This window comes from Geodermatophilus sp. SYSU D00705, assembly GCF_054050135.1.
This window is the reverse complement of sequence record NZ_JBJGYT010000001.1, coordinates 55,738-79,054: the sequence shown is the minus strand read 5'-3', so window position 1 is coordinate 79,054 and position 23,317 is coordinate 55,738. Positions and strand designations below refer to the sequence as shown.

General features: G+C 71.7%; 18 protein-coding genes. 7 read left to right on the top strand and 11 right to left on the bottom strand.

Annotated elements, in window-relative coordinates; genetic code table 11:
• Window positions 1–723: 723 nt before the first annotated feature.
• The 3 genes from ACI78Q_RS00315 to ACI78Q_RS00305 all read right to left on the bottom strand — a co-directional run bounded on the left by ACI78Q_RS00315 (window position 724) and on the right by ACI78Q_RS00305 (window position 3,478).
• On the bottom strand, window positions 724–900 hold the full coding sequence (locus tag ACI78Q_RS00315; protein WP_456921290.1) for a hypothetical protein: 177 nt from the start codon (window positions 898–900) through the stop codon (window positions 724–726).
• A 294-nt stretch (window positions 901–1,194) separates the two neighbouring features.
• Window positions 1,195–2,085 (bottom strand): hypothetical protein, encoded by an 891-nt coding sequence (locus ACI78Q_RS00310; RefSeq protein WP_456921289.1) that lies wholly within the window; start codon window positions 2,083–2,085, stop codon window positions 1,195–1,197.
• A gap of 121 nt (window positions 2,086–2,206) precedes the next feature.
• Complete coding sequence (locus tag ACI78Q_RS00305) at window positions 2,207–3,478, bottom strand: protein NO VEIN domain-containing protein (protein ID WP_456921288.1); 1,272 nt, start codon at window positions 3,476–3,478, stop codon at window positions 2,207–2,209.
• A 186-nt stretch (window positions 3,479–3,664) separates the two neighbouring features.
• On the opposite strand from ACI78Q_RS00305, the gene ACI78Q_RS00300 reads away from it, so the two are divergent.
• The 3 genes from ACI78Q_RS00300 (at window position 3,665) to ACI78Q_RS00290 (ending at window position 6,403) form a co-directional block, all read left to right on the top strand.
• Window positions 3,665–3,931: a helix-turn-helix domain-containing protein gene (locus ACI78Q_RS00300; RefSeq protein ID WP_456921287.1), complete on the top strand. Its 267-nt coding sequence runs from the start codon at window positions 3,665–3,667 to the stop codon at window positions 3,929–3,931.
• A gap of 258 nt (window positions 3,932–4,189) precedes the next feature.
• Window positions 4,190–6,049, top strand: a complete 1,860-nt coding sequence (locus ACI78Q_RS00295) for a hypothetical protein (protein WP_456921286.1) — start codon at window positions 4,190–4,192, stop codon at window positions 6,047–6,049.
• Window positions 6,050–6,085: 36 nt separating this feature from the next.
• Complete coding sequence (locus ACI78Q_RS00290; protein ID WP_456921285.1) at window positions 6,086–6,403, top strand: hypothetical protein; 318 nt, start codon at window positions 6,086–6,088, stop codon at window positions 6,401–6,403.
• A gap of 100 nt (window positions 6,404–6,503) precedes the next feature.
• Here ACI78Q_RS00290 and ACI78Q_RS00285 read toward each other — a convergent pair whose 3' ends face one another.
• Both ACI78Q_RS00285 and ACI78Q_RS00280 read right to left on the bottom strand, forming a co-directional pair.
• Complete coding sequence (locus ACI78Q_RS00285; protein ID WP_456921283.1) at window positions 6,504–8,108, bottom strand: hypothetical protein; 1,605 nt, start codon at window positions 8,106–8,108, stop codon at window positions 6,504–6,506.
• The gene (locus ACI78Q_RS00280) at window positions 8,105–9,580 is read right to left on the bottom strand and encodes a hypothetical protein (protein WP_456921282.1); all 1,476 of its coding nucleotides are present in this window, start codon (window positions 9,578–9,580) and stop codon (window positions 8,105–8,107) included. Before ACI78Q_RS00280 ends, ACI78Q_RS00285 begins: the two co-directional genes overlap by 4 nt.
• 478 nt (window positions 9,581–10,058) lie before the next feature.
• Between ACI78Q_RS00280 and ACI78Q_RS00275 the strand changes: the two genes are divergently transcribed.
• Window positions 10,059–10,724: a hypothetical protein gene (locus ACI78Q_RS00275; protein WP_456921281.1), complete on the top strand. Its 666-nt coding sequence runs from the start codon at window positions 10,059–10,061 to the stop codon at window positions 10,722–10,724.
• A 17-nt stretch (window positions 10,725–10,741) separates the two neighbouring features.
• On the opposite strand, the gene ACI78Q_RS00270 is transcribed toward ACI78Q_RS00275, so the two are convergent.
• A complete protein-coding gene (locus tag ACI78Q_RS00270) occupies window positions 10,742–10,993 on the bottom strand; it encodes a hypothetical protein (RefSeq protein WP_456921280.1) in 252 nt (83 codons plus the stop codon).
• A gap of 524 nt (window positions 10,994–11,517) precedes the next feature.
• Here ACI78Q_RS00270 and ACI78Q_RS00265 point away from each other — a divergent pair.
• Window positions 11,518–12,219, top strand: coding sequence for a hypothetical protein (locus tag ACI78Q_RS00265; protein WP_456921279.1), 702 nt, complete (start codon window positions 11,518–11,520; stop codon window positions 12,217–12,219).
• A gap of 35 nt (window positions 12,220–12,254) precedes the next feature.
• Here the strand turns inward: ACI78Q_RS00265 and ACI78Q_RS00260 are convergent, their stop codons facing one another.
• Window positions 12,255–13,430 carry a hypothetical protein gene (locus ACI78Q_RS00260; RefSeq protein WP_456921278.1) on the bottom strand — a complete coding sequence of 392 codons (1,176 nt, stop codon included), beginning with the start codon at window positions 13,428–13,430 and terminating at the stop codon, window positions 12,255–12,257.
• Window positions 13,431–13,866: 436 nt separating this feature from the next.
• On the opposite strand from ACI78Q_RS00260, the gene ACI78Q_RS00255 reads away from it, so the two are divergent.
• Window positions 13,867–14,106: a hypothetical protein gene (locus ACI78Q_RS00255; protein WP_456921277.1), complete on the top strand. Its 240-nt coding sequence runs from the start codon at window positions 13,867–13,869 to the stop codon at window positions 14,104–14,106.
• 142 nt (window positions 14,107–14,248) lie between these two features.
• On the opposite strand, the gene ACI78Q_RS00250 is transcribed toward ACI78Q_RS00255, so the two are convergent.
• The 4 genes from ACI78Q_RS00250 to ACI78Q_RS00235 are packed head-to-tail and all read right to left on the bottom strand — an operon-like array spanning window position 14,249 to window position 21,225.
• On the bottom strand, window positions 14,249–14,968 hold the full coding sequence (locus ACI78Q_RS00250) for a DUF6308 family protein (protein ID WP_456921276.1): 720 nt from the start codon (window positions 14,966–14,968) through the stop codon (window positions 14,249–14,251).
• A complete protein-coding gene (locus tag ACI78Q_RS00245) occupies window positions 14,965–18,042 on the bottom strand; it encodes a type I restriction endonuclease subunit R (protein WP_456921275.1) in 3,078 nt (1,025 codons plus the stop codon). The genes ACI78Q_RS00250 and ACI78Q_RS00245 overlap by 4 nt, the downstream gene beginning before the upstream one ends.
• Window positions 18,039–19,241, bottom strand: coding sequence for a restriction endonuclease subunit S (locus ACI78Q_RS00240; RefSeq protein ID WP_456921274.1), 1,203 nt, complete (start codon window positions 19,239–19,241; stop codon window positions 18,039–18,041). The genes ACI78Q_RS00245 and ACI78Q_RS00240 overlap by 4 nt, the downstream gene beginning before the upstream one ends.
• Window positions 19,234–21,225 carry a type I restriction-modification system subunit M gene (locus tag ACI78Q_RS00235; RefSeq protein ID WP_456921273.1) on the bottom strand — a complete coding sequence of 664 codons (1,992 nt, stop codon included), beginning with the start codon at window positions 21,223–21,225 and terminating at the stop codon, window positions 19,234–19,236. The genes ACI78Q_RS00240 and ACI78Q_RS00235 overlap by 8 nt, the downstream gene beginning before the upstream one ends.
• Window positions 21,226–21,498: 273 nt before the next feature.
• Between ACI78Q_RS00235 and ACI78Q_RS00230 the strand changes: the two genes are divergently transcribed.
• A complete protein-coding gene (locus ACI78Q_RS00230) occupies window positions 21,499–22,863 on the top strand; it encodes a hypothetical protein (protein WP_456921272.1) in 1,365 nt (454 codons plus the stop codon).
• Window positions 22,864–23,317: the final 454 nt, after the last annotated feature.

Genomic DNA, 23,317 nt, shown 5'->3' with positions numbered 1-23,317 from the left:
CAGCACATCGTCCGCGGTTACCTCCGAGAGCGCCGCGGAGGCGATCGCATCCAGGTCACAGACGTCAGCGATGTCCCGCCCGGACGGCCACTGCTCCGGTGTCGGTGGCACCATCACCCGCGGCTGCGGATGCGAGTGCTGGCGGGGACGACCGGCCTTGCGCCGCCGTGAGTACGCCACGCGCGACCTCCTCGAGGAGTAACGGGAACTTCGCCGAACGTAATGCCCGGTGCTGACAGCCCCGAGCATTCGACGGGTCGCGTCGCCCGAACGCAGAGCCGGGGTGCCCGCTCAGCCGCTGGCGCCGATCCGGCGATCACGTCGCGGTTGCCGTGTGAGCTGGGCGCAGGCGCTGCAGCAGCGCCTACCGCGGCACTCCGCTCCGCGTTCCTGTCATCGCCTCCGCCACGTGTGACGCCCGCTCCCTGCGCGGTCGGCTCGCCAGGCCCGAGGTCGTCTTCAGGCAGTCCCCGCAGCAGCAGCGGACCCTCTTCGACGCCCTCGGCGTGCGCTGCTAGCCGGAGTCGCCGGTCGCTGCGGGGGTACGGCATGGGGACGGCGGCGCTCCCTCCGGTCGGCGAGTGGGGCGGGCCGGCCTCCAGCCCTGCTCCCCTGCCGGTCATCACGGCCACCGCGGTGCTGCCGGGACGCTCAGATCCCGGTCGTCAGGACCGACGGTGCCACCTCGACCCCGACCCGTGAGTCCCGGTCGGTGCCGGGAGATCACGCCGGCCGCAGCGGGAGGAGCCACAGGCGCTCATCGGGGTGTGGCCGCTGGTCGATCAGCCGCTGGTGGTGCGTGAGCGCGGCGTGCGCCGCCTTCTTCGTCGGGAAGGGGCCGATCACCTCCTCGACGTCCTCGCCGCCCACCCAGTCCTGCTGGCGCACGATCACCCACATGTCCGGCTCCTTCCAATCCGTGTGGCGGAGACCGTGGGATGCGGGTGCTGTTGGGCAGTCACCACGTCGCCGACCGGCGACGCCTGGCCGCCCCGGCGTCGGTCGCACCGGACACCTGCGAGGCGGTATCTCCGGACGGCTCCTCACGCGACGGTGGGCGGCTCCGGTCGCTCGGGGCGGCCACACGCGTGCTCCCCGTAGCTCCTCACATCCGCGGATTACAGCGCCGCTGGTAGCACCGGAGCACGACCAGCGGCGCCGCATCGCAGTTGACCCGGCAGCGACCTCCAGTGTCTAGGGCAGCAGACGCCGGAGGGCAGCCAGGCTGTAGTCGGGGAAGCGCCCGCCGTCGACCTTCAGTGCCTCCACGCCGCTGCGGCGCGCAGCCTCGGACAGGGTGACGTCCGCGGGCAGCTGCTTGCGCACGGCGACGCGGTGCGCGTCGTACGCGCCCGTCACGGACCGGAAGACCCTCACCCGTCCACTGCCGAGCGGCCCGTCCTGCAGCTTGCCGTCACGGCGGACGTGGAAGTCCTGCCGGACACCCCGGATGGTTGAGTACAGCCGGTCGCCCTCGTCGAGCAGCCCGTGGGCCATGAGCTGCTTCACCAGCCCGGGGCCGTGCCCCCTGCTCGTCGGGCGCGGCCGGATGGTGGCCTTCGCCGAGGCCGCAGTGATGTCGAGGAGCTCCGCGGCGGCCTCGACGAGGTCGTGCAGCCCGGGCGCCGCGGCGGGGTGTGCCACCGCCTGCAGCGCCGCCAGCACCGGCCGGCGGATGGCCGCGACGATCTCCGGCGACAGGCCCGGGTCCTCCGGTGCCGTGCCGTTGCCGCACCGGACCCGCCCGCCGCCCTGCGCACGGCCGGCCGCGGCCGCGAGCCAGTACTCGATCGCCTTGCGGTCGTCGGAGCCGAAGGCGAACTCCGGCGCGTCGGCACGGGTCAGGAACAGCACCCAGTCGACCACCCCAGAGTGGCCGGCCTGGCGGCCGCAGACGGCCCGACTGGTTCCGACGTACACCACCAGGACCCCACCGACCTCGACACACCGCAGGTAGACCCCGGCGGTGCACGTCTTGGCGTACCGCGCGGCGTCCTGCGACGTCGTCACGATCACCTTGACGCCGACGTCCGGCAGCCTGAGCTCGAACGCCCGCTCCGGCACGCTCATGCCGGTGATCCTCATCGCCACTTCATCCTCCTTCTGCGCGCCCTTGCGACGCGCAGAAGGAGGCTGGCGGGCACCTCGGACAGCGCCTGATCTTGATCCGGCGAGCGCGATCACAGTTGCGCACCGGTGGCTGCGGTCAGCTCGGGTCGGGGGTCCAGTCGTCGGGAGCGGGCCCGGCCCAGCCGCCGGCGGCGCGCACCTGGGCGGGCGGCCAGTGCTGGGCCACCCACGGCGCGGCGATCTGCTTCACCGGCGGCGGGTTCGCGTCGAGCGCCTTCGTGACCACGGCCAGCCACCACTCGTCGTCGCCGGCGGTGGCAGATGCGCACGCCCGATCCCACTGGGACTGCTGCAGGACGATGTCGGTCCAGCGGCTGCTCCGCTTGCCCTTGACCTCGACCGCGCGCCGCTCCTTGACGCCGAGGTGTGCGCGGACTGCGGCCAGGTCGGCGCCCCACCGGGGCCGGCGCTCCCGGCTCATCACGTCCCAGCCGCCGTCGACGAGCTGGTCGCGGACCCGGTTGGAAGCGGCCACGTCGATGGCGTGGATGTGCTCGTACCGGGCGCGGGCATTGCGGGCGTAGTCGACGTCCTTGTCGCGCATCCCCGTCCTCAGCCCGGCCAGTCGACGGGCGATGGCTACGGGGTCGGGGTCGGTGAGCACCCAGCTGGGCAGCCCGCACGCGGCGGTGAGCGCGGCGGCCTCGACCGGGGTGGTGGCGACCAGGGTGGCCCGGCGGTCGTCGGTGAACGGGCCGAGGTAGGTCAGCTCCGGATGCCGGCGGATGATCTCGACGTCGACGGCCTGGTCGAACCGGACCAGCGGCGCGTGCCAGGCCTCGGTCACCGGCCTGCTCTTCGGGTGGGTCAGCCAGCGGCGGTGCACATGCGTCACCCACCACACGCCGAGCAGCACTCGCCGCCCGCCGTAGGCGTCGTCGTCGGCGACTGGGACATCTGCGGTCCGCGGGATGCTGCGCTGGACGACAATCAGGTCCCCGGCGGCGATCGCGTCATGCTCGGCGACGTGCCGGTTCCACCGGTCCCCGACCCAGCTGCTCGGCGGCGCGGTGAAGTCCCACAACACCGGGACGGTCGCGGGGTCGGACTCCTCGTAGCGGCCGGTGCCGGGCGCAGACTCGGCCGGGTTGAACTTCGCCACGAATACCCGCCGGGCCTGCTTGGTCGGCGCCGCGCCGAAGTCCGCCCGCGGGCGACGAGGCGGCCGCTCAGGTCGGCCGCCGGCGTCGCCGTAACGCTCGAGCAGCTCGCCGTGCACCTGCTGCCGGATGGTCTCGGCGTTCTCGGCGGACAGGTCGTCGTCGGCTCGGTGGCGGCGGACCAGCGGCGCGCCGAACAGGGCGCTGTCGGATGCTGCCGGCACCGGCGGCAGGGCGGGAGCGGGCACCGGCGCACCGTACCGGCGCACGACCAGCCCCGGTGCGCGTCGCACACCCGCATGCAACGGTGTGCGCTGGCCCCCGAGCCGTGAGGCGGTCGCCGCACCGATGCTCCCGACGGCGGTCACCAAATCGGAGCGGAGCCGCGCGCGCAGCGTTCCATCGATCGCGGTGCGCGCGGACGATCACCACCCGTGCCCTATCCCTCGCGCCCATCGCTGCGTCCCCTGCCGCAGTTCGCGGGCACCGCGCGGTCGGGGACCACGGCCGCCAACGGCGCGCAGGTTCAGCACGAGGCCTTCGTGGTCGAGCAGTACCGGTTGGGGCGGTCGCTGAGGGAGATCGGTGAGCTTGCCGACCGCAGCCAGACGGCGATCCGGCGGGTGCTGGACAAGCACGGCGTCCAGCGGCGGCCGGCAGGGGCCGCCGTCCTCGGTCGCCTGACGCCGCCATCGGCATGACGTCGAAGGGTCGGCGCCGCTGAGGTCTCCGGCCTGGGACGGGACCGGCCGGATGGTGGCGCACGGAGGGTCGGTCAGGACCAGTTACTGGCGTCCAGTCGTATCCCCGAGAACTGATCTTCTCGGGGACACCTCTGGACGCTGAGGGGCTCGATTGCAGGTCAGTGGCTTGCCGGCACCGTCCCGTCAGCGTCAACCCGACGCCGGGCGAATCCGCCCCCCGACCGGCCCCTGGAGGTCCCCTTGCCCCGCCGCGCCGTGCGCGCTCGCCCTGGCCGCCCCGTTCCTCGGCGGACCGCGCCGACCGCCTCGACCAGCTCGGCGCTGGCCCTGCTGCTGCGCCGGTCCGTCGACCTCCCCGCGGGCGAGGACGTCGACGCCGCGGTCTCGATGGCCGACGCGGATGCAGCGGCGAAGAGCGCCGCCGAGGTGGTCGAGGCCGAGCTGGTCGACGAGACGATCGAGCAGCCGTCCTTCGACGACCTGACCGTCGACCGCGTCCTCGACGCCTTCCTCAACGAGCGTGGCTGGCTGGTCCCGGCGCGGCTGGCCGAGGTCACCGACCTCGGTGACGGCACCGCCGCCCAGCGGGTTTACCGGCTCGAGCGCGCTCGGCTGCTCGACGAGCTGCGGGCGAGCGCGTGGGCCGACGGCACGCTGGCCAGCTACGGAGGGCACGTCCGCGCCTGGCGGGCGTGGTGCCGCGAGGAGGACCTCCCCGCCCTTCCGTTCGACCCACAGCAGGTCGCCAACCATCTCCTCGACTATGCGTTCATCTGGGACGAGGCCACCGCGGACTTTCTCCGGGACACCGACGGCGGCCTGATGCCGGCGGTCACCGCCGGCACCGTGGGCATCCGGCTGGCCGCGCTCAACCTCGCCGCGGCGTTCATCGGCCTCCCCCGCCCCGGCGACAACCCCGGTATCCAGGAGCTGATGCGCGGCATCCGGCGCCGGCTCGGGATCGCCCCCGAGCACCGCGCCGCAGCTCTCGACCTCGCCCGCATCAACGCCTGCCTGACCGCCGCCACCGGCGCCGGCTACACCGCCACCCGCAAGCGGGCGGCGGTGCTGGTCCGGGCTCGAACGGGCGCCACCGCGGGGCAACTGGCGGAGCTCGGCTGGGCCGACGTGACCCTGGAGGCCGAGCAGGTGACCCTTCAGCTCGCCCCGGCGCATCGCTGGGGTGAACCGGTGACCGTCGTCGTGCCCGCCCACTGCAACCCCGAGCTGTGCCTGGTCCGCACGCTGCGGGAGCTGCGGACGATGGCCGTCAAGCTCGACTCGGTCTTCGCTCACCCGGCGGTCCCCACTCCGCGCCGGACGAAGAAGGGCGAGCCGCCCCGCACACCACACCGTACTGCCGGCGGCCCGATGACCCGCCAGGCACTGCACCAGGCGGTGCACGCCGCGGCCGCCGACGCCGGCGGCTGGGCCGCCCTGCCCGGGCTTACCGACCGTGCGCTGGCCCGGTTGCTGGCCGCCGAGTGCCCGGTGACTCCGCTGGTCATCGCCCGTGACCGGGCGCTGCTGCTCGTCGGCTTCTACACCGCCGGCCGCCGGTCCAACCTGTCAGCGCTGAACTGGCGGGACCTCACCGACCACGGCGAGGACGGCCTCGCCGCCATCTTCCGCCGCAGCAAGACCGATCAGGAGGGACGGGGCAAGCCCAAGTGGGTGCCGCAGGCGGCACCTGGTTCGGACAAGGCGTGCCCGGCCACCGCGTTGCGTGCATGGCGCGCGCAGCTGACCGTCGCGCTCGGCCGGCCGCCACGCCCGGACGAGCCGGTGTTCGTTGCGCTCACCGGCGCCGGCACGCTCAAGGTCGGCGAGGATGGCCGAGCTCCTCGGCTGACCGGCGAGGGCATCAACGACGCCGTCCAGCGGCTCGCGGTCGCCGCCGGGCTGATGCGCAAGCCGCCCACCGGCGAGAAGGCGGTGTACACCGCGCATTCGTTGAGGTCGGGCTTCGTCACGGAGGCGCTCCGCGACGACAAGCTGAGCATCCCGGAGGTGCAGGACGTCACCGACCACAAGACGGTCGACGTGCTCGTCGCGTACCGGCGAGAAGTCAACGGCGCGAAGACGAACGCTGCCCGCAAGCTGCTCCTCGGGTGACTGCCGCGTCGAGGCGGTCACCGGACCGTCCCTCGCATGGAATCCACCGAGAACCGCCCCGCCCGTCGCCGCCTGACCGAGGAGGAGCTGGGCGCCGCGCTACGCCACGACCTGTCCATCGGCGAGGCCATCGGCCACCGCAGCATCGACGTGCTGCTCGCCTACCGGCGCGAGGTCAACGACGCCACGGGGAACGCCGCCCGCAAGCTGCTCGGCCCGGACGGTCGGCGAACCGGCCCGGAACTCGAGCAGACCGCTCAGACCACCCGCCGCGGCAGAGACACGGCCAAGCAGTACATGCAGATGCACGACGCCTGCCGGTTGCCGACCGACGAGGACACCAACGGGCAGTAGCCATCGCAAACCGCAGCTTCCGCACGGCGACGGGCCCGGGCAGCCATCGGCTGCCCGGGCCCGTCGCATCCGGGCGAGAGTCACCCCCGGCCGTGCCGATTCAAGTGGCGCGTGCGGCCTCCTCGACGGCAGCAGTACGCGCCGCCGAACCAGCGGCGTTGCGGGTTGCCGGCCGGCGGCCACGGCGCTCCTTTCCATCGAGGGACAGCGTCAGGTCACACGAGAACGGGTCGACCCGGCGCACGTACAACAGCGCCATGTACTCACTGGCGTGCCCGGTGATCTCGTCGGCGATCTCCCGCGCGGACATCCCGGCCTGCCAGGCAAGGGAGGCTCCGGTAACGCGCAGCGTGCGGGTGCCGATCACCCGCACCGCGTCCGGGTCCGCGTCGAGGTCGGCCACCAGCGCGTACAGCCGGCGAACCGCGGCACGAGCACCGTTTCTCTGCAGCACCTCTCCCTTGAGCCCGATGAACAGCGGATCGTCCGGGCCGGCGCCGCTGCGGACCCGGACCTCGAGGTGATCGCGCATCGCGCAGGCGGGACACGCGGTCGAGCAGTCGGCGGGGTCATCGGCGAGGTGGTCGAGGCTGCGCACCAAGTCACCGGGCTTACCGCCCCGCTGCCCGGTGATCTGCCCGCCCTTGTGCTCATGCGGACGCAGCACGTACCGAAAGCCGGTTGAGGTCACCTCCAGGCGGCCGAGGGACAGCCGCTCGAGCTCGACGTGCCGGCGGGCGTTGACCACGCCGGCGAGGGTGTACGCCACGTCGCGGCGACGCAGCCACAGCCAACTGTCGACGTTGGCCAGCCACCACACCCGGTCCTCGATCCGGTCGGCGGCCCAGCACTCCCCGATCTGCGCGCGCAGGACCTTCCGCCCGCCGTAGCTGGTCGTCACCTCCGACGTCCGCAGCGGATGCGCCCGCCGCCACGCCTCGAACAGCCGGCGGTTGTCCTGCAGCACCATCTCATCGAGGGAGCGGTGCGCATCGAGCCGCGGAGCCAACGGCAAGTCCGCGTCGCCGGCGGCCTCAAGCGCCAGCACCAGCGCGGCATAGAACGAAGCCTGCCGATCCGCGTCCAGGCGGCGGCCGCACCGGCGGTGGTCGCGGCCGTTGCGCGCACAGCGATCGTGCACGGTCAGGAGCACGGCGTCGGGCCGGATCTCGAAGGCCGTCCGTGGCAGCTGCTGGATGCAGCCGCCGGGCAGGGTCGCGTCGACTCCGAGGGCCTCGGCGGCGGCGATCACCCCGCGCAGCCGGACCGCCAGCGGCGTCGGTGGGCGCAGGCCGTGCTGGGCGCGCTCGGGCGCGATAGTCACCTGCTCCTGCGTCAGCGCGTCGGTCGCGCGGCCCTTACGCAGCCCCTCCGCGCGCTTGAGCGCATGCAGGTACTGCTCGGTGAGCTGGCCACGCGGGTCCGGGTGGCCGCCCCGGACGTGATCGGTGCCGATCAGCCGGACCAGGGTCGTGGCGTAGGTGTGCGACCAGCCGGGATGCGCGTACAGGAACGCCAGCATCACCAGCTCGGACCCCGGGTACCCGGGGTCCGAGGTTGCGGGTGGCCGCGGCGGCTGTCCATTGACCTCGCACCACCGCAAGTAGCTGCCGAGCGCGTAGCAGTCGGACTGCTCCTGCTCGGTGCGCCGACGGCGATCGACGACCTCGGTCTGTGCCCGAGAGCGGGCCTCCTGCCGGCTCACGCCACCCGCTCCTCGGAACCGGGCTTCGAGTTGATCAGCTTCGTCACCGCGCCGCGGGCGTTGGAGGCGCCGGTGTAGTGCTGCACCGTCGTCTCCAGCGACTGGTGCCGCAGGCCCGCAGAGATCTCCTCCACCAGCCAGCCGTCCCGCTCAGCCTGCTGGGTGTAGCCCACCCGGGTGGAGTAGCTGCTGTACACCTTCGGCAGGCCCGCGTACTCACACAGCAGGTCCAGGTCCTTGCCGGCGAGGGTGCACGCGCGCAGCCGGGCGACGGGACCGTGCGGAGGCACGGCCTCAACCAGCAGTGTCCCGGCCCGGCCGGCCGAGGCGTCACGCACACACAGGTACTCCGCGACCGCCTGCGCCGCCGACGGGCCGCCGGTGGCGCTCCACGCCAGCGGACGGGCGACGTCCTTCACCGCCTCCGGGTCGTCCTTCGTGGCCGCCAGGTCGATCCGGTAGCCACGGCCCGCGGCATCGACGGCGACCGCGCACCGGTCGAGGCCGGCGACATCGGAACCCATCCGGAAGCCGCAGACCCAGCTCAGCGCCGTCCACGCCCGCGCCCGCGCCCACCGGAAGCCCGCACCCTTCGGATCGACGGTCAGCACGAGGCCGCGTCGCAGCCCAGCGAGTGCCCGAGGACTCAACGTCGGATCGACGTCCAGCGCCGGGCCGTAGCGACGCGCCATCTGCAATCCGGCCCACCGCCGCCGACGAACACCCAGGTACGTCGGCAGCGCCTCTGCGCCGCTGGTGAGCAGCGGCCCTCCGCCGGTGCGCGCGGCGAGCGCCGCGCGCACCGCGCAGGCGGTGCAGTCCCACGGCACACCAGGGAACCGCTCGGCGTGGTCGCAGGGCAGCTCGTACCCGGCCACGCGGATGCCACCGGGCTCCGTCGGGTCGGTGGTGTCGATCAGCTCGACGTCTGCGGTGTCGAGCTCCTGCAGTTGCGGCGTTGACAGGTCCGTGTCCAGCGCCAGCAGGACCAGCGCCCGCCGTTCATCCAGCCACGGTGTCCGCGGTGGCTCGGCCCGCAGCATCCGGACGAGGTCCTCACGGAACAGCGGCACCGCCTGCTCCCGCGGCGGATCACCGGCCGCGCGCCGCTCTCCCTCCTGCTTCCGCTGACCCCGGCGCAGCTCCCGCCACGCGTTGGCGTTCTCGGGCCGCTGGTGCGCCGGTACGCGCCCCAGCTCGGCGTACCGCCACCGGATTGCGGCCAGATAGCGGTCCGTGGTGGAGGCGGCGATCGGCTTGCCGTCGGCACGGCGCTGCAGCACAAGTTCCTCGAACGCGAGGAACGGCGCGTCTTCCGGGTCGATGATCAGCCCGTACTTCTCCGCCACCTCTTGACAGTGCTCCGTCCACCTCCGCCAGAAGATGTCGTCGTTGAGCCGGGTCGCCGCGGCACGGCCCTGCTCGTCGATGAAGGCCTGCAGCGCAGCGAGGTGCCCGGCCATGTCCTGCACGTGGACGGGCTGGTACTTCGGTCGCCGAGCCCGAGAGCCCGGTCCGTGCGTGTGCCCCATGTCCCGACACCGTCCGGAGCGGCACGCGACGCGCACGGAGGATGTGTGAAGTCCAGTGGCAGTGTCACGGCGTCTGACACGTGACACTGGCGCTGCTGTCCGTGACCCTCCGCGACATGCAGGCCAGAGCGGTAGCAGTGCCGACCGGCAAGCTGGAACTTCCGGCCGTCAGGTCCGGCACCTCCTCGCCGCCGTCGAGACCGACCCGGAGACCACGCCGGACAAGGTCTGGGCGCTGCGCACCGCCGACGGCGACCACGTCGTCGTCCCGGTGTCCATGCGCGCCGCCCTCGCGCGGCAGCGCACCGCGTCGACCGCATGCAAGGGCCCCGGCGACTGGCCGCTGCTCACCCTGTTCGACGTCCCGGTGCGCTGGTCGTAGGGACCACGCCCGCTGGGGCCGGGCAGACTCGTCCTCATGGACGACCACGAGGACGACGTCGACGCGGCCGCCCAACCCGTCGCCGCTCGACCGCCCCGGCGGAACCATCTGCAGGAGCTGAGGAACCGAGCGGAGCGAGTGCGCGTCACGCCTCTCGAAGACGACGAGGGCGACGGCGACTACAGGCAGTACAGCAGCGCCCGGCACGTCGATGTCCATGAAGCCGGGCATGCCGTCGCCGCCCTCGACAACGGCATCGAGTTCAAGCACATCATCTTCTTCGACGAGGGCGCCGCGCCCAGCTTCGAGGGTGGCCTGTTCGAGGGCTCCGCAGGCCTGGAGTTCGGCGACACCCGTTGGACGGCGGACCCCGTGGCCAGCTTCCGGGTCGCGTTCGCCGGCTTGTACGCCGAGATGGCCGTGCTACATGAGGCCAACGCCGACAACTCCGAGGTGGACAAGGACAACTGGCACCGCGGTGTGGGCCTGACCGGCAGCGTCAGCGACGAGGAACGGGACACCGCGCTCGGACAGCGAGCCGATGACCTCCTTCGGGAGATCGACGACTGGGCGCGGCGCAACGCCGACCGCATCACGCGTCTGGCCGACCACCTCACGGCCCGCCGCCGAGCAGTCCCACCGGGGCAACCGCTGGTCGTGCCGTACGCCGAGGTCCGAGCGGTCCTCACCGACCAGTCGTGATTCCCGCGAGCGGGCCCTCATGCGGCGTCGTCCGCGGGCTTCGCCTCAACCGTCGGGGCGCTGTCCTCCGCCGGCGACGCCGGCGCCCCGGCGCGGACGGCGGCGACGAGGTTGACCAGCCGGTCCAGCAGGGCGAGCACATGGGTCTGCCGCGTCGGATCCTGCCGCAGGGACCAGATGCCCAGGCCCACGAACACGACGACGATGAGCAGCACGGCGATGACCAGCCCGAGGCCCGTCAGACCGGCCACGGTCCCCAGTTCGGCCATCGCCATCTCCTCCATCGCCTCTCCCGCTCGCTGCGTGTCCCGCTCGAGCACCAGAGTGCGGCCGCTGGAGGACGACGCCGGGGTACGCTGAGCACGGGCATTCCTGCCCCGCGACACCGTCCGATGAGCAACGACACGGTGGCAGGGCAAGGACAGGAATGGACGTTCAAGACAGTAAGCCGAATACGGCTTCAAGTCGTCGCAAGCCGACCCCCGAGGAGCGTCACTGGACGCGACTCGAGCGACTGAGGCTCCTGGACGTCCGACGCCAGCGGGAGACGGTGCTAGCCGCCCTCGAGGCCGAGTGGGAGAACGGCCGCCGCCCGGACCGGATCCTCATCCGTCGGTCCTTCTCGCGACTTGAGCGCCCGTTGCCCCCCGGCACGTTCTCGGACCGGAAGGTGCCGCCGAGGACGAAGCGCCCGCCGGCGACCCGCCTCATTGCGCCGACCGGATCGGCGATGGAGTTCTTTTTGACGGCCGTCTTCATCGCCCAGTGCACCACCCCTCCGGGGCGTCGACCGTTGAACGACAGGCCGGTCTTCCCCCCGGTCGCCGACCGCGGTGGCCCCCCGACCTGGTCGGACCTCATCGCCATCGCGACCGAGAGCCGCCCGGGGCCCCGACGCACCTACACCTCTCCGCATGACAACCGCGTTCGCCAGATCGGCAGCACGCTCAACCACCTGGCGCACGACGACGTCCAACTCGTCCATCTGCCCAACGGCTCCCGACGGAAGGCGAAGTACGAGGGCTTCATGCTGCTCAACGAGGCCGGGGACCTGGAGCGGGCCAGCGTCCTCCCGTACAGAGTCCCCCAGCCGTTCGAGCCGGTGTTCGGTCTACCGCCGTCGTTCTTCCTCCGCGGCTGGCACGCGGTCCTCTCGGACTCGGAGATGGCCTTGCTCTTCGCTCTACTCGCCCACGTCGGCTTGCTCGCCTGGGCTCCGGGGACGACGGCGCAGCTAGACGGGACGACGCGCATCCAGTTCCACGGGCTCTCCCTGGACACCTACGCCACGCACAAGTACCTCGCCCGCTACGGGCTGCTCGAAGTGGTGCCCGACGAGAACCGCCGCCCGGACGGGACCTTCGAGGGCCAGCGGGAGGGGCTGCGCCCTATCCCGCATCAACTCCGCGTCCTCGAGCAGGGGTTCGACAGAGACGCGATGGGCGTGGTGTCCGCGACCCTGAAGGGCATGGGTGTGGCCAAGCCGCCGGCCTAGCGCCGCCGGCCGCCGGCCGCCCGAAGCTCAGGACGTCAGCCCTTCTCCTGGCGGGCCAGCAGCCGGTCGGTGAGCTCGATGGTGGCGAGGTACCACCAGAACACCCAGTCCAAGAAGATGGGGTCGTAGTCGGCCTTCTGCCGCTCGTTGAGGTGGCGGACCTCGAAGGTGTTGGCGATGCGGAACAGGTCGCCCTCGTCGCCGGACAAGAGCGCCTCCTTCAGGAGACCGCGGCGGAGCTCGAGGACATCGGCGAGGGCGCGGGTCGCTTCCCGTTTGGCGGCCGTAGTCGCGTGCCGGTCCCGGAACTGCGCGATGGCGTGCTCGATGCGCTGGAGGGCCTTCGGCTCTGGGGACTGCAGAGCTCGCTCCACGAGCTCGTCCCGCGGGTCACCGGCCGAGGTGACGAGGCGGCCGATGTCCGGGCCGGACTCGGCCAACCTGAGCGGAACCTCGGAGCGGTCGAGTACCTCGTTGATGCGCCACCGGTACACCGCCTGCCCGGGGCGGCGGGCGAAGTCGCCGTAGTCCCACTCGTTGCCGTAGTCGTGCCAGTGCCGGCGACGGGGACGAGCTACAAGATCGTGAAGAGCCTCGATGAGGTCGCAGAACAGGTCTTCGGGCCATGTGGCGCACGGGTCGCCCCAGTCGCGGGGGCGCATCGGCCACAAGTGCACGTAGTCGTCGTGCTCGGCCACCTGGTCCTCGTGGAGGAGTTCGGACAGCTGCCGCTGGCCGTTGATGTCGGGGTTGTCGGCGTCGTCCACGCACGAGCTGCCGAAGGCCCGCTCGAAGTAGCCGAGTTCCGCGAGCTGCATGACGACCCGGGCGAAGCTCGCCTTCGTCTCGGTCAGGGTCAACCGCGCCGGCGGTTCCACTGGTCGCTGCCGCGCCCTGTAGTACCGCCTGGGGACATACCGAGGAAGCCTCTCAGCCTCCTCGACCAGGGACTGCACCAGCGCGGTCGCCCGACTGGGCGGTTGCTCCACGAAGGCACTGTGCATCGCCTGGAAGGCGTTCGGGCCTGGGAAGGGAGCCTTCGCAGTCTCCTCACGGAACAGCTGCCATCCCGCGTCTCCGTGGAAGGCCTCGTCGAGTAACCAGCCGAGGGTCGGTTCGTCGTCGTGACCGGCAGCGAGGAGCGCTGACGCCTCCTCGGCGAAGAGCTGGGGCGGCCAGACCAGTTCCAGCTCACTCCGCTCGATGCCCACGCCCCAGGACGGTAGTAAGGCGGCTGGCGCGCGGGGCGCGCAGTGCTCTGTGTCGTCAGTTGGACCGCCTGTGTCGCGGATTGGACCGCGGGTGTCGTCACCTAGACTGTGTCGCGTCCAGGACGGGTGTCGTGTGTGGGAATCCCCGCGGTCTCGTTGCGACACTGCGGCCGGACTTCACACGATGCGCGGATTCCGGCGTGCGTGTCGGCGTCGAGGTCGTCGAAGGCTACGGCCGCGGCAGCCCGGTCGGACGCGCCAACAGGGCCGCCACGGCCGGGGCAAGCGCCGAGGACAGGTACCTGGCTGGCCGCATGACGGCCGGCCGATGGCCTGGGCCGGCGTGTCGGGCCATCCGCCGGCCGGGGAGGCGGCGAGGCGGAGTCCCTCCTCCGAGGGAGCGTCGGGCGGGACGCGAGGCGGCACGATGTCGGGCATGGGGCGGGTCAGGCTCACCGCGGGCGGCGTCAGTCCCGGGCAGGTCCGCCTCAAGCCGTCCGGCGCCAGCGAGCGGCTGCGCCGGCCGGCCGACGACATCGACTACACCACCCGGCCCGGACAGCGGTGCCGGATCTGCCGTCGGAACGTCCCGCAGCGCCCGGTGTGCCGCCCGGCGGGCGCGCTGGCCGTGGGCGCTCGAGGCCCGGGCGGCGAGCACGGCCTCCGCGCGCAGTAGCTCGTCGCGGGCCTGCTCGAGCCGACCGGCGGTCACGAGCAGATGGGCCTGCCGCCGGGCACGGGCCACCAGCTGCTCCAGGCCCTCGGTCGGCATGCCAGTCCGTGTCACGCCGGACACGTTCTCCGGTCGGCCGCCCACGTCAAACCCGTGGACTGGGGCAGCCGATCTGGTGCTCCCAGATGACGATGTCGGCGGTGCGCAACACCGAGATCGGCCGGCCGTCGGGCGTGCGCACGCCGCGCCCGAGCCCTGCGATCCACTCCCAGTGCGTGCCGAGGTCGGCCTGCTGCCGCCGCCACAGGGCCCGCGCCGCCTGCGTGTAGTCGCGGCCGCGGCTGAACCGCGGCTTGTGCCCGAAGTAGAACGCGTACACCTCGCTGTCGAAGATCGGGACCAGCGTCGGCCGCTTGCGGTGCAACGTCTTGGTCAACGACGACTCCTTGAACCCGGAGACGTCCGCCGCCCGGGTACGGCATGCCTCCACGGCCACGTCGACGGCGGCCCAGGCGGCCGGTGGGTTGTCCAGGTCCACAGCGAGGAAGTCGGTGGTCGAGCTGGCCGGTGCGTCGAGGACCGCCTGCATCGCCTTCCGCAGCTCGGCACCGGGTCCTTCGGGCTGGAACAGCGGCACCACGGTCTTCCAGCTGGCCGGCGTGCTGAGCAGGGCGGGAGCCAGGCAGTCCAGCGGGTGGAGGGCGTCGGGGGTCCCGAGGTGGTCGTAGGTGTGGAACGCGCGCGGTCCCTGCGGAGCGGTGTAGTGCGCGATGTGTCCGGCCGCGCAGGCCTCCAGGTCCCGGATGGACCGGTCGGCCGCGGCGTCTGTGGGTTCGCCGGGGCCGGGTCGGCGCCGTCGCCTCACGCCGACTCGGCCTCGTCGGTGAGCCGCCGGTACACCCGGCGGCGCAGGTAGCTCTTGACCACGCCGTTGAAGTCGTCGTCGTCCATGAGCCGGCGGAACAGGTCCTCGTTGGCGGTCTGCCGGTCGATGACCGCACCCTCGAAGGTCTTGTCGAACCCGTAGGCGAAGTTCTCCTCGGTGTTGGCCTGGGCCTGCGCGGCGAGGTCGCCGTCCTCGGCGAGGGCCTGCTCGAGTTGGTCGAAGTACAGCTGGTCGGCCTCGGTGAGGTGGATGCCGAACCGCTCGTTGAGGGTGTCGATGATCTGCGACAGCCGGGCCTTCTCCGGCTCGTTCTGCGCGCCGGTGCCCACGCCGGTGAACCCAGGCAGCATCTGGTCGCCGCTGCCCTCGCCGAGGGACACGTCGTGCAGCCCCGTGGCCTCGATCCGCAGGTGCGATAGCCGGACGTCCTCGCCCAGGTCGACGGTCGGCTCGGGCCGGCCGGGCAGCCGCAGCAGCAGGTAGCGCGCGTACAGGTAGAGCCGCTCGAGGTCCGGGTCGCCGTAGGACAGCACCTGCGCGAGGAAGGCGTAGGCGCGGGTGTAACCGGCCAGCAGGCGCCGGAACGCGTCCTGGTCCTCGACCGCCAGCTCCTTGAACCGCGCCACCGCCGGGGCCAGGTGGGCGTACAGCGAGGCGTGGGTCTTGGCACCGGTGCCGGCGGCGGTGAGCGCGGCGACGAACGCGTCAGCGTCGGCCTCGGCGATCACGCCGTAGCCGTCGATCTCCCCGGCGTAGGCGTACAGCAGCTGGTCGTCGGTCGGCTCGCCGATGGTCGTCTCGTAGAACGGCTTGAACTGCTCGGCGATGTCCTCGGCGGTGTTGACGAAGTCCAGAACGAAGGTGTCGACCTTGCCCGGGGCGGTGCGGTTGAGCCGGGACAGCGTCTGCACGGCCTTGACGCCCTCGAGCTTGCGGTCGACATACATCGTGTGCAGCAGCGGCTGGTCGTAGCCGGTCTGGTACTTCTCCGCGACGACGAGCACCTGGTAGTCGTCAGAGTCAAACCGCTCGGGCAGCTCCCGCTCGGCAAAGCCGTTCATGCCGGGCTCGGTGTAGACGACGTCGGCGCCAGCGCCGGCGTCGATGACCTTGCCGGAGAACGCCACCAGCGCGCGGAGGTCGGCGTAGCCCTTTCGGGCCAGGTAGGCGTCGATGGCCTGCTTGTACCGAACGGCGTGCAGCCGGGAGCGGGTGACGACCATCGCCTTCGCCCGCCCGCCGATCTTGGCGGCGGTGTGCCGACGGAAGTGCTCGACGATGATCTCGGCCTTCTGGGCGAGATTCGTCGGGTGCAGCGAGACGAATCGGGCCAGCGCGGCGGCGGCCTTCGCCTTGTCGACCTCGGGGTCGTCGACGGCGGCGTTGGCCAGCTTCCAGTATGTCTTGTAGGTCATGTAGTTGCGCAGCACGTCGAGGATGAAGCCCTCCTCGATCGCCTGGCGCATCGAGTACAGGTGGAACGGGCGCAGCTGCGGGCCGCCGGGGCCGTTGACGCGAGTGCCGAACAGCTCCAGCGTCTTGGCCTTCGGGGTGGCGGTGAACGCGACGTAGGACAGGTTCGGCTGCCGGCCGCGGGCGGAGAGCGACGCGACCAGCGCCTCCTGCGGGTCGTTGGCGTCCTCCAGGGCGGCGTCGAAGGCCTCGGCGGCCTCCAGTGCCGCGTCGGTGGGGTCGGCGTCCTGCCCTGCGCCGTCGGCGGCGCCGGCGCCGGCGCCGAGGACGGCCTTGAGCGCCTTCGCGGTCTCGCCGGTCTGCGAGGAGTGCGCCTCGTCGACGACGATCGCGTAGTTCGCCTCGGTGAGGCCGGCGACGGAGTCGAGGACGAACGGGAACTTCTGCAGCGTGGTGATGATGATCTGCGCGGTGCCGCCGGCGAGCGCCTCGGCCAGCTGCGTGGAGTGCTTGTCGATCCGGGCGACCACGCCGGGGGTGTGGTCGAACTGAAAGATCGTGTCCTGCAGCTGCTTGTCCAGCACTACGCGGTCGGTGATGACGATGACCTTGCTGAACACCTTGCGGTTGGCCGCGGTGTGCAGGCTCATCAGCCGGTGCGCCAGCCAGGCGATGGTGTTCGACTTGCCCGACCCGGCGGAGTGCTCGACGAGGTAGTTGTGCCCGGCGCCGTGCTCGCGGGCGTGCGCGAGCAGCGTCAGGACGGCGTCCCACTGGTGGTAGCGGGGGAAGATGATCTCTCGCTGGGCCGGCTTGGCCTTCGCTGCGCGCTTCGCCCCGCCCTCGGCGGGGGCGGCGTGGACGAACCGGGCGAGCAGGTCCAGCCAGGCGTCGCGGACCCATACCCGCTGCCACAGGTAGGCGGTGGCGTACCCGTCGGCCGGGGTGGGGTTGCCGGCGCCGCCGGGTCGGCCGGGGCCGCCGGAGCCCTGGTTGAACGGCAGGAAGCGTGTGGTCTTGCCCGACAGCCGGGTGGTGAGGAACACCAGGTCGGGGTCGACAGCGAAGTGGACGACCGCGCGCTTGCTCAGCAGCCGGTCGTGCGGGTCGCGGTCGCGGCGGTACTGCTCCTTCGCGTCCTCGACGTCCTGCCCGGTCAAGGGGTTCTTCAGCTCCGCGGTCGCGGTGGGGACGCCGTTGACGAACAGCGTCAGGTCGAGGGTGTTGTGGTGGTCGGGGCTGTAGGGCAGCTGCCGGGTGACGGTGAGCCGGTTGGCGGCGTAGGCGGCCGTCGTGGCCTCGGTCAGCGCGTGGGCGGGCGCGAAGAACGCCAGCCGGATCGTCTCGCCCTTGACCTTGATGCCGCGCCGGAGCACGTCGACGGTGCCCCGGTGATCCAGTTCGTCAGCGACCAGCCGGGCGAACTCGCGTCGCGCGGTGCCGGGGTCGCCGCCGTAGCGGGTGACTACCCTCCCCCACGACTTCGGCTGGGTGGCGTCGATGAACGCGAACAGCTCGACGGTGTCCAGCGCCAACTTGCGGTCGTAGTTGCCGACCGCGCCCCGGCTCCACCCGGCGTCGAGGAGATCGTGCTCGACGGCGTCTTCGAACCGCCGTTCGGTGTGCACTCCCGTGCTCATGCTGCCTTCCCCGTGAGGTCGATCTGGCCGGTCACCGCCGCGGTGATCAGGGCCCCGCGACGTTCCTCCAGCAGGCGTAGCTGTTGGTCGACGGCGTCGACCAGCTCGTCGATGCGTCCGACCGCTTGGCGGATTCGGCCGACAATGGCCCGCTGCTCGTCGATCGGTGGTAGAGGGACACGCAGGGATTCGATGTCCGGCATGTAGATGGTCTTGTGCGTGGACCCCTGGGCCAAGTAGCCCAGCAGATAGGGACGCATCGCGCGCAGGCAGTACAGCAGGTAGAAGGGATCCAGCCGTGGACCGCAGGTCCAGGTAGCGAAGTCCTGGCTGGTGGCCATGTCCAGACCCATGACGCCGGAGTAGCCGGCGGAGGCCGCGGTGCGGCAGAGCACCACGGTGCCCCGCGGGTGCAGTTCGGCGGCGCTGTTCGCCAGGCCGAGCTCACTGATGCACTCACGCGTGTCAGTGATGACCTCGCGGCGGTCGTCCCGAACCTGGCGGACCTCGCCGGTGGTGATCCACGGGATGGTGCAGTCGGCCCACCAGTCCGGCCTCGACCGGCTCGGCGTGTGGCCGCTGCCCAGGCGCGCCACGCGTGTCAGCTTGGTCACGGGCCACGCGGTGTTCAGCACCGGGGCCCACGGCAGCCGACCGTCGGCCTCGCCGGAGCTTCCGCCGTGCGCGCCGGTGACCGCGGCGTGGATGACCGCTCGCCGGCGCTCGAGCAGGTAGCTCCTGCCCGTGCGGCGTTCTTCCGCCACGGCATCGATGCGGCGAACGTGGTCGTCGAGGTAGGCGGCAATCCGTCGCTGTTCCGCTGCCTCGGGTAGATACGGCAGGGGCAGCTCGTGCGTGAGCTCGCGTGAGAGTCCCGGCACACCGACGTCCTGCGACGGGCCGCGCAGGTCGAGCGCCTGAAGGGCGTAGTACAGCCAGCGCAGGTCGCAGCGCGCGTGCCGGCTGTCGACGAAGTAGGCCGTGTCGATGACGTGCGCCTCGCGGTCGGTCCAGTGCACGGTGCCGTAGGAGCCCTTGCGTCCTACGACGATGGCGGGGGCCCGGGTGTTCGCGGCGTCGTGCACGCCGGTGACACCGCCGGACCCATAGACAGGGACGTCACCGGGGCGCCGCTGATCCAGGGGAAGCGCGTCGCCGTACTGCAGACGGGTGATGTGCTTCAGGCGCAGCTCAGGCATCGGCGGATGCCGTCCGCAGCAGCCGCTGGATCAGGGACTCGGAGGCCTTGAGGTCTCGGTCGATCTCGGCGAGGTCGCGGGGGACGACAGGAACGTAGAAGTACCTGGTGAACGGGATCTCGTATCCGAGCTTCGTCTTCGTCGTGTCGACCCACGCCTCGGGCACGACCGGCAGGACCTCGCGCTGAACGTACTCGTCGACGTCCTCGGACAACGGCACGTTCTCGTAGTCGCGCGCCTCCGGATCGGGCTGAGGGGCTCCTCTCCGATCGGTGACGACCGGAGCGTCCGGGTCGACGACCGCCAGCGCGTCGACGACGGCCTTGACCAGCGCGGGGCTGAGCACGGCCGCGTGGCCGGCTGCGGCCTTGCGCAGCTGCTGCTCCACATCCTCCCGGGCGGTGCTGACCAGGCCGTTGCACGCGTCCAACGTCCGCTGCAGCCGAGCCAGGTCGAGCGGAGCATCCGGCGCGTCAGCCGGCAGCTTCCCGACCGGGCGAGTAGCCATCGCCGCAGCCACCGCGGTGTTGGTGAACTCGTAGCGGACGCGGAGGGGTTGCTCAACCGTGATCCGCCGGTAGCCGAAGTCCGTGGTGTTGAACACCCGGACATGTGGGTCGCCGACAGCGGCCAGCTGGACGGCGTCGGTGAACCAGCCAGTGATGGTGGCGACCTGCTCGTCGCTGATCGCCTTGCGCTTCTCGCCGAGGCTCTTGGGCATCTTCACCCACTGGTCGCGGGCGTCGATGAGGATGACCTTGCCAGCGCGCTCGACTGGCTTACGGTTGCTGAGCACCCACACGTAGGTGCTGATGCTGGTGTTATAGAACAGCTGGTCGGGCAGGGCGACGATCGCCTCCAGCCAGTCGTTCTCCAAGATCCAGCGGCGGATCTCACTCTCGCCTGAGCCGGCGGCGCCGGTAAACAGCGGGCTGCCGTTGAACACGATGGCGAGGCGGGAGCCGCCGGTCTCGACCGGCTTCATCTTGCTGATCATGTGCTGCAGGAACAGCAGTGAGCCGTCGTTGATGCGCGGCAGGCCCGCGCCGAACCGGCCGCGGTAGCCCTTGCTCTCGTGCTCGTCGCGGACGGCCTTCTCGACCTTCTTCCACTCGACTCCGAAAGGCGGATTCGCGAGCTGGTAGTCGGCCCGAAGGTCGGGTTCGCCGTCGTTGGTGAAGCTGTTGCCGAAGTGGATGTGCGTGGGGTCCTGCCCCTTGAGCATCATGTCGGACCGGCAGATCGCCCAGGTCTCCGGGTTGAGTTCCTGGCCGAACACCTCCAGCCGTGCATCGGGGTTCAGTTCGCGGAGGTAGGACTCGGCGACAGAGAGCATGCCGCCGGTGCCGCATGCCGGGTCGTACAGGGTGCGCACCGCGCCTGGCATGGCGAGTGCGTCGGAGTCCTCGGCGAAGACGAGGTTGACCATCAGCCGGATGACCTCGCGCGGGGTGAAGTGCTCACCGGCGGTCTCGTTGGACTGCTCGGAGAACCGCCGGATGAGTTCCTCGAAGATGTAGCCCATCGCCAGGTTGCTGACGGCGTCCGGGTGCAGGTCGATGTCGGCGAACCGGGCGACGACCTGGTAGAGCAGGCCGGCCTCGTCCAGCCGCTTGATCTGGTCATCAAAGCCGAACCGGGTGATCGCCTCCAGTGCGCCCGGGGAGAACCCGGCGATGTAGGCGGTGAGGTTGGCGGCGACGTTCTCCGGGTCGTCGCGGAGCTTGCCGAACGTCAATGGGGAGACGTTGTAGAAGCTCTCCCTCGACGTACGGCGCAGCACTGGGTCGACGTTGTCGATCTTCCCGGCGAGCGCGGCGGCCTTCGCCACGACGGCGTCCTTCGTCGGCTCAAGCACGCAGTCCAGCCGGCGCAGCACGGTCAACGGAAGGATGACCTTGCCGTACTCGGACTGCTTGTAGTCGCCGCGGAGCAGCTCAGCGATCGACCAGATGAAGCCGACCTTGTCCGTAAAGCCCTCCACACGACCTCCTGACGCTCGACCGCCTGCTCCTCGCATGCGGCTGACAGTGCTCGGGCCGTCGCACCTCGCAATGACCCGCGGCCGACCACGGTAGGCACCGACACCGACATGTTCACGATCATCCGGTCGGCGTCGTCCCGGAATCCGCGCCGCAAGATGCCGCAGAGGGTGTCCCCTATCCCAGACGGACGGGTGCGGGAGCCACAGCACGACGCGCCGGGAGCCCCCTGCCACGCCGCGCGGGGGCAAGGCGGGCCGTACCGTCCCTGGCCGATGGACGAGCTGCTGTACACCGTCGACGGCGCGGCCGCGGTGCGCGCCACCCCGATCACGCTGGCCGAGGCGGGGCTGCGGGAACGCGAGCACCTGCAGGAATGGGTGCTCGCGCACCCGGAGATGCTCGGCGGGTCGCTGCTAGTGATCACCAGTGAGTGCGACCGGTGGTCGTCGGCCCGCGGCCGGGAGCGGGACCGGCTCGACGTGCTGGCCCTGGACCCGGACGGGCACCTGGTCGTCGTCGAGCTCAAGCGCGACGAGGCGCCGGAGACCGTCGAGCTGCAGGCGCTGAAGTACGCGGCATTCTGCTCGCGGTTCACCCCGGAGACGCTGGTCGCCGAGTACCGCGCTTGGCGGGAGCAGGCCGGCGAAGTCCTCGACGCCGAGACAGCCACCGCCCAGCTGGAGGCGCACCTGGCCGAGGACGTCGGTGGGCTCGCCGGTGCGCCGCTGGCTGAGCCGCGGATCGTGCTGCTGGCGGGCGGGTTCACCCCGTCAACGACGGCGGTCGCGGTGTGGCTGCGCCAGATGGGTGTGGACATCGCCCTGCGCGCGGTGCGCGCCTACGCCACCGACGCCGGCCCGGTGATCAGCGTGTCGGCGGTGTACCCGACGCCGTCAGTGGAGGAGTTCACCGTGTCGCCGCTGCTGGCCGAACGGAAGCGGGAGGAGGCCGACCGGCGCGCAGCGCGTGCCGAACCGGCGGTCCGGCAGCTCATCGCGAGCGGCGCGCTGGAGGCAGGCACGGAGCTGCGCGTCTTGGCCGCCGGCCCCGATGCCGAGGTGTTCACCGCGTGGGCGGCCGTCGGCGACCGAGACCGTGCCGTGTGGTCCGGCGCCCCGCAGAAGCCGCTGCGGTGGACCGGCGAGGACGCCGCCGGCGTACACACCGCGGGCAGCTTCAGCGTCACCGGGCTGGTCCGCTGGCTGTACCAGCAGGCCGGCGCGGCGGCACCGGCCGGGGCCGCTACCCAGCACGTCGTGATCCCCGACGGGCGCTCCCTGGCGGAACTCGCCGGCACCGGCGGAAGCCCCAGCACATTCGACGCCGCCGGGCTGCACCGGCTGCTGGCCGCCCTGCCAGAGGGGCGGTGGGCCAGCTACGGCGACATCGCCCAACTCGTCGGCACCGCCCCGCAGCCACTCGGCCGGCACGTGACCACCTGCTCCCGTTGTGAGCACGCCTGGCGGGTGCTCCAGGACACCGGCAGCCCCGCCTCCGGCTTCCGCTGGTCCGACCCCACCCGCACCGACACCGTGCGCGAGGTGCTCGAGCGCGAGGAGGTCCGCTTCATCGGCGACGTCGCCGATCCGGGCCAGCGACTGAGCACCGTCGAGCTGAAAGAGCTCCTGACCGCCTGAACGGCCACCCGACCCGCCGGCATGCAACGCGCCGCGACTGGCCGCCACGAACGCCTTCTGCCTGCCGTTCCCCGTACGGGTGGTCAAGGGCACCCGGCTCAAGAACGACTGCTGTCCTGACGATGACAACATCAGCCGCGTCCGGTGCCTCCGGCGCACCAGATTCGGCGCAGGCTGCGGCGGAGTGGTCCCACCACCCGGCCGCCGCGCCGGCCGCAGGCACCGCCCCCGCTGTCACCGGGGGCGGCGCTGGTGCCAGCGCCGGTCCCGGGCCCGTCGTCACGACGGGCCCGGGACCACCCCCCGGTGAAACGATGTCCCGCGCAGCCCCTGCCCGCTGCCGTCTGGCCGTGTGCACTTCGGCCGACGTCGGTCGGCCGCCGACAGGCATCCTGGCCATCCGGCCGTTTCACTGCTGCGGGTGCCTGCCATGACCGACATAGACCACACCGGC

What these genes read in the sequence shown, in the direction of transcription:
- ACI78Q_RS00315 (WP_456921290.1), bottom strand. Translation starts at nt 900, where the DNA reads ATGTGGGTGATCGTGCGCCAGCAGGACTGGGTGGGCGGCGAGGACGTC.
- ACI78Q_RS00230 (WP_456921272.1), top strand. Translation starts at nt 21,499, where the DNA reads ATGGACGAGCTGCTGTACACCGTCGACGGCGCGGCCGCGGTGCGCGCC.
- ACI78Q_RS00310 (WP_456921289.1), bottom strand. Translation starts at nt 2,085, where the DNA reads ATGAGGATCACCGGCATGAGCGTGCCGGAGCGGGCGTTCGAGCTCAGG.
- ACI78Q_RS00240 (WP_456921274.1), bottom strand. Translation starts at nt 19,241, where the DNA reads ATGCCTGAGCTGCGCCTGAAGCACATCACCCGTCTGCAGTACGGCGAC.
- ACI78Q_RS00255 (WP_456921277.1), top strand. Translation starts at nt 13,867, where the DNA reads ATGGGGCGGGTCAGGCTCACCGCGGGCGGCGTCAGTCCCGGGCAGGTC.
- ACI78Q_RS00275 (WP_456921281.1), top strand. Translation starts at nt 10,059, where the DNA reads ATGGACGACCACGAGGACGACGTCGACGCGGCCGCCCAACCCGTCGCC.
- ACI78Q_RS00270 (WP_456921280.1), bottom strand. Translation starts at nt 10,993, where the DNA reads ATGGCCGAACTGGGGACCGTGGCCGGTCTGACGGGCCTCGGGCTGGTC.
- ACI78Q_RS00245 (WP_456921275.1), bottom strand. Translation starts at nt 18,042, where the DNA reads ATGAGCACGGGAGTGCACACCGAACGGCGGTTCGAAGACGCCGTCGAG.
- ACI78Q_RS00290 (WP_456921285.1), top strand. Translation starts at nt 6,086, where the DNA reads ATGGAATCCACCGAGAACCGCCCCGCCCGTCGCCGCCTGACCGAGGAG.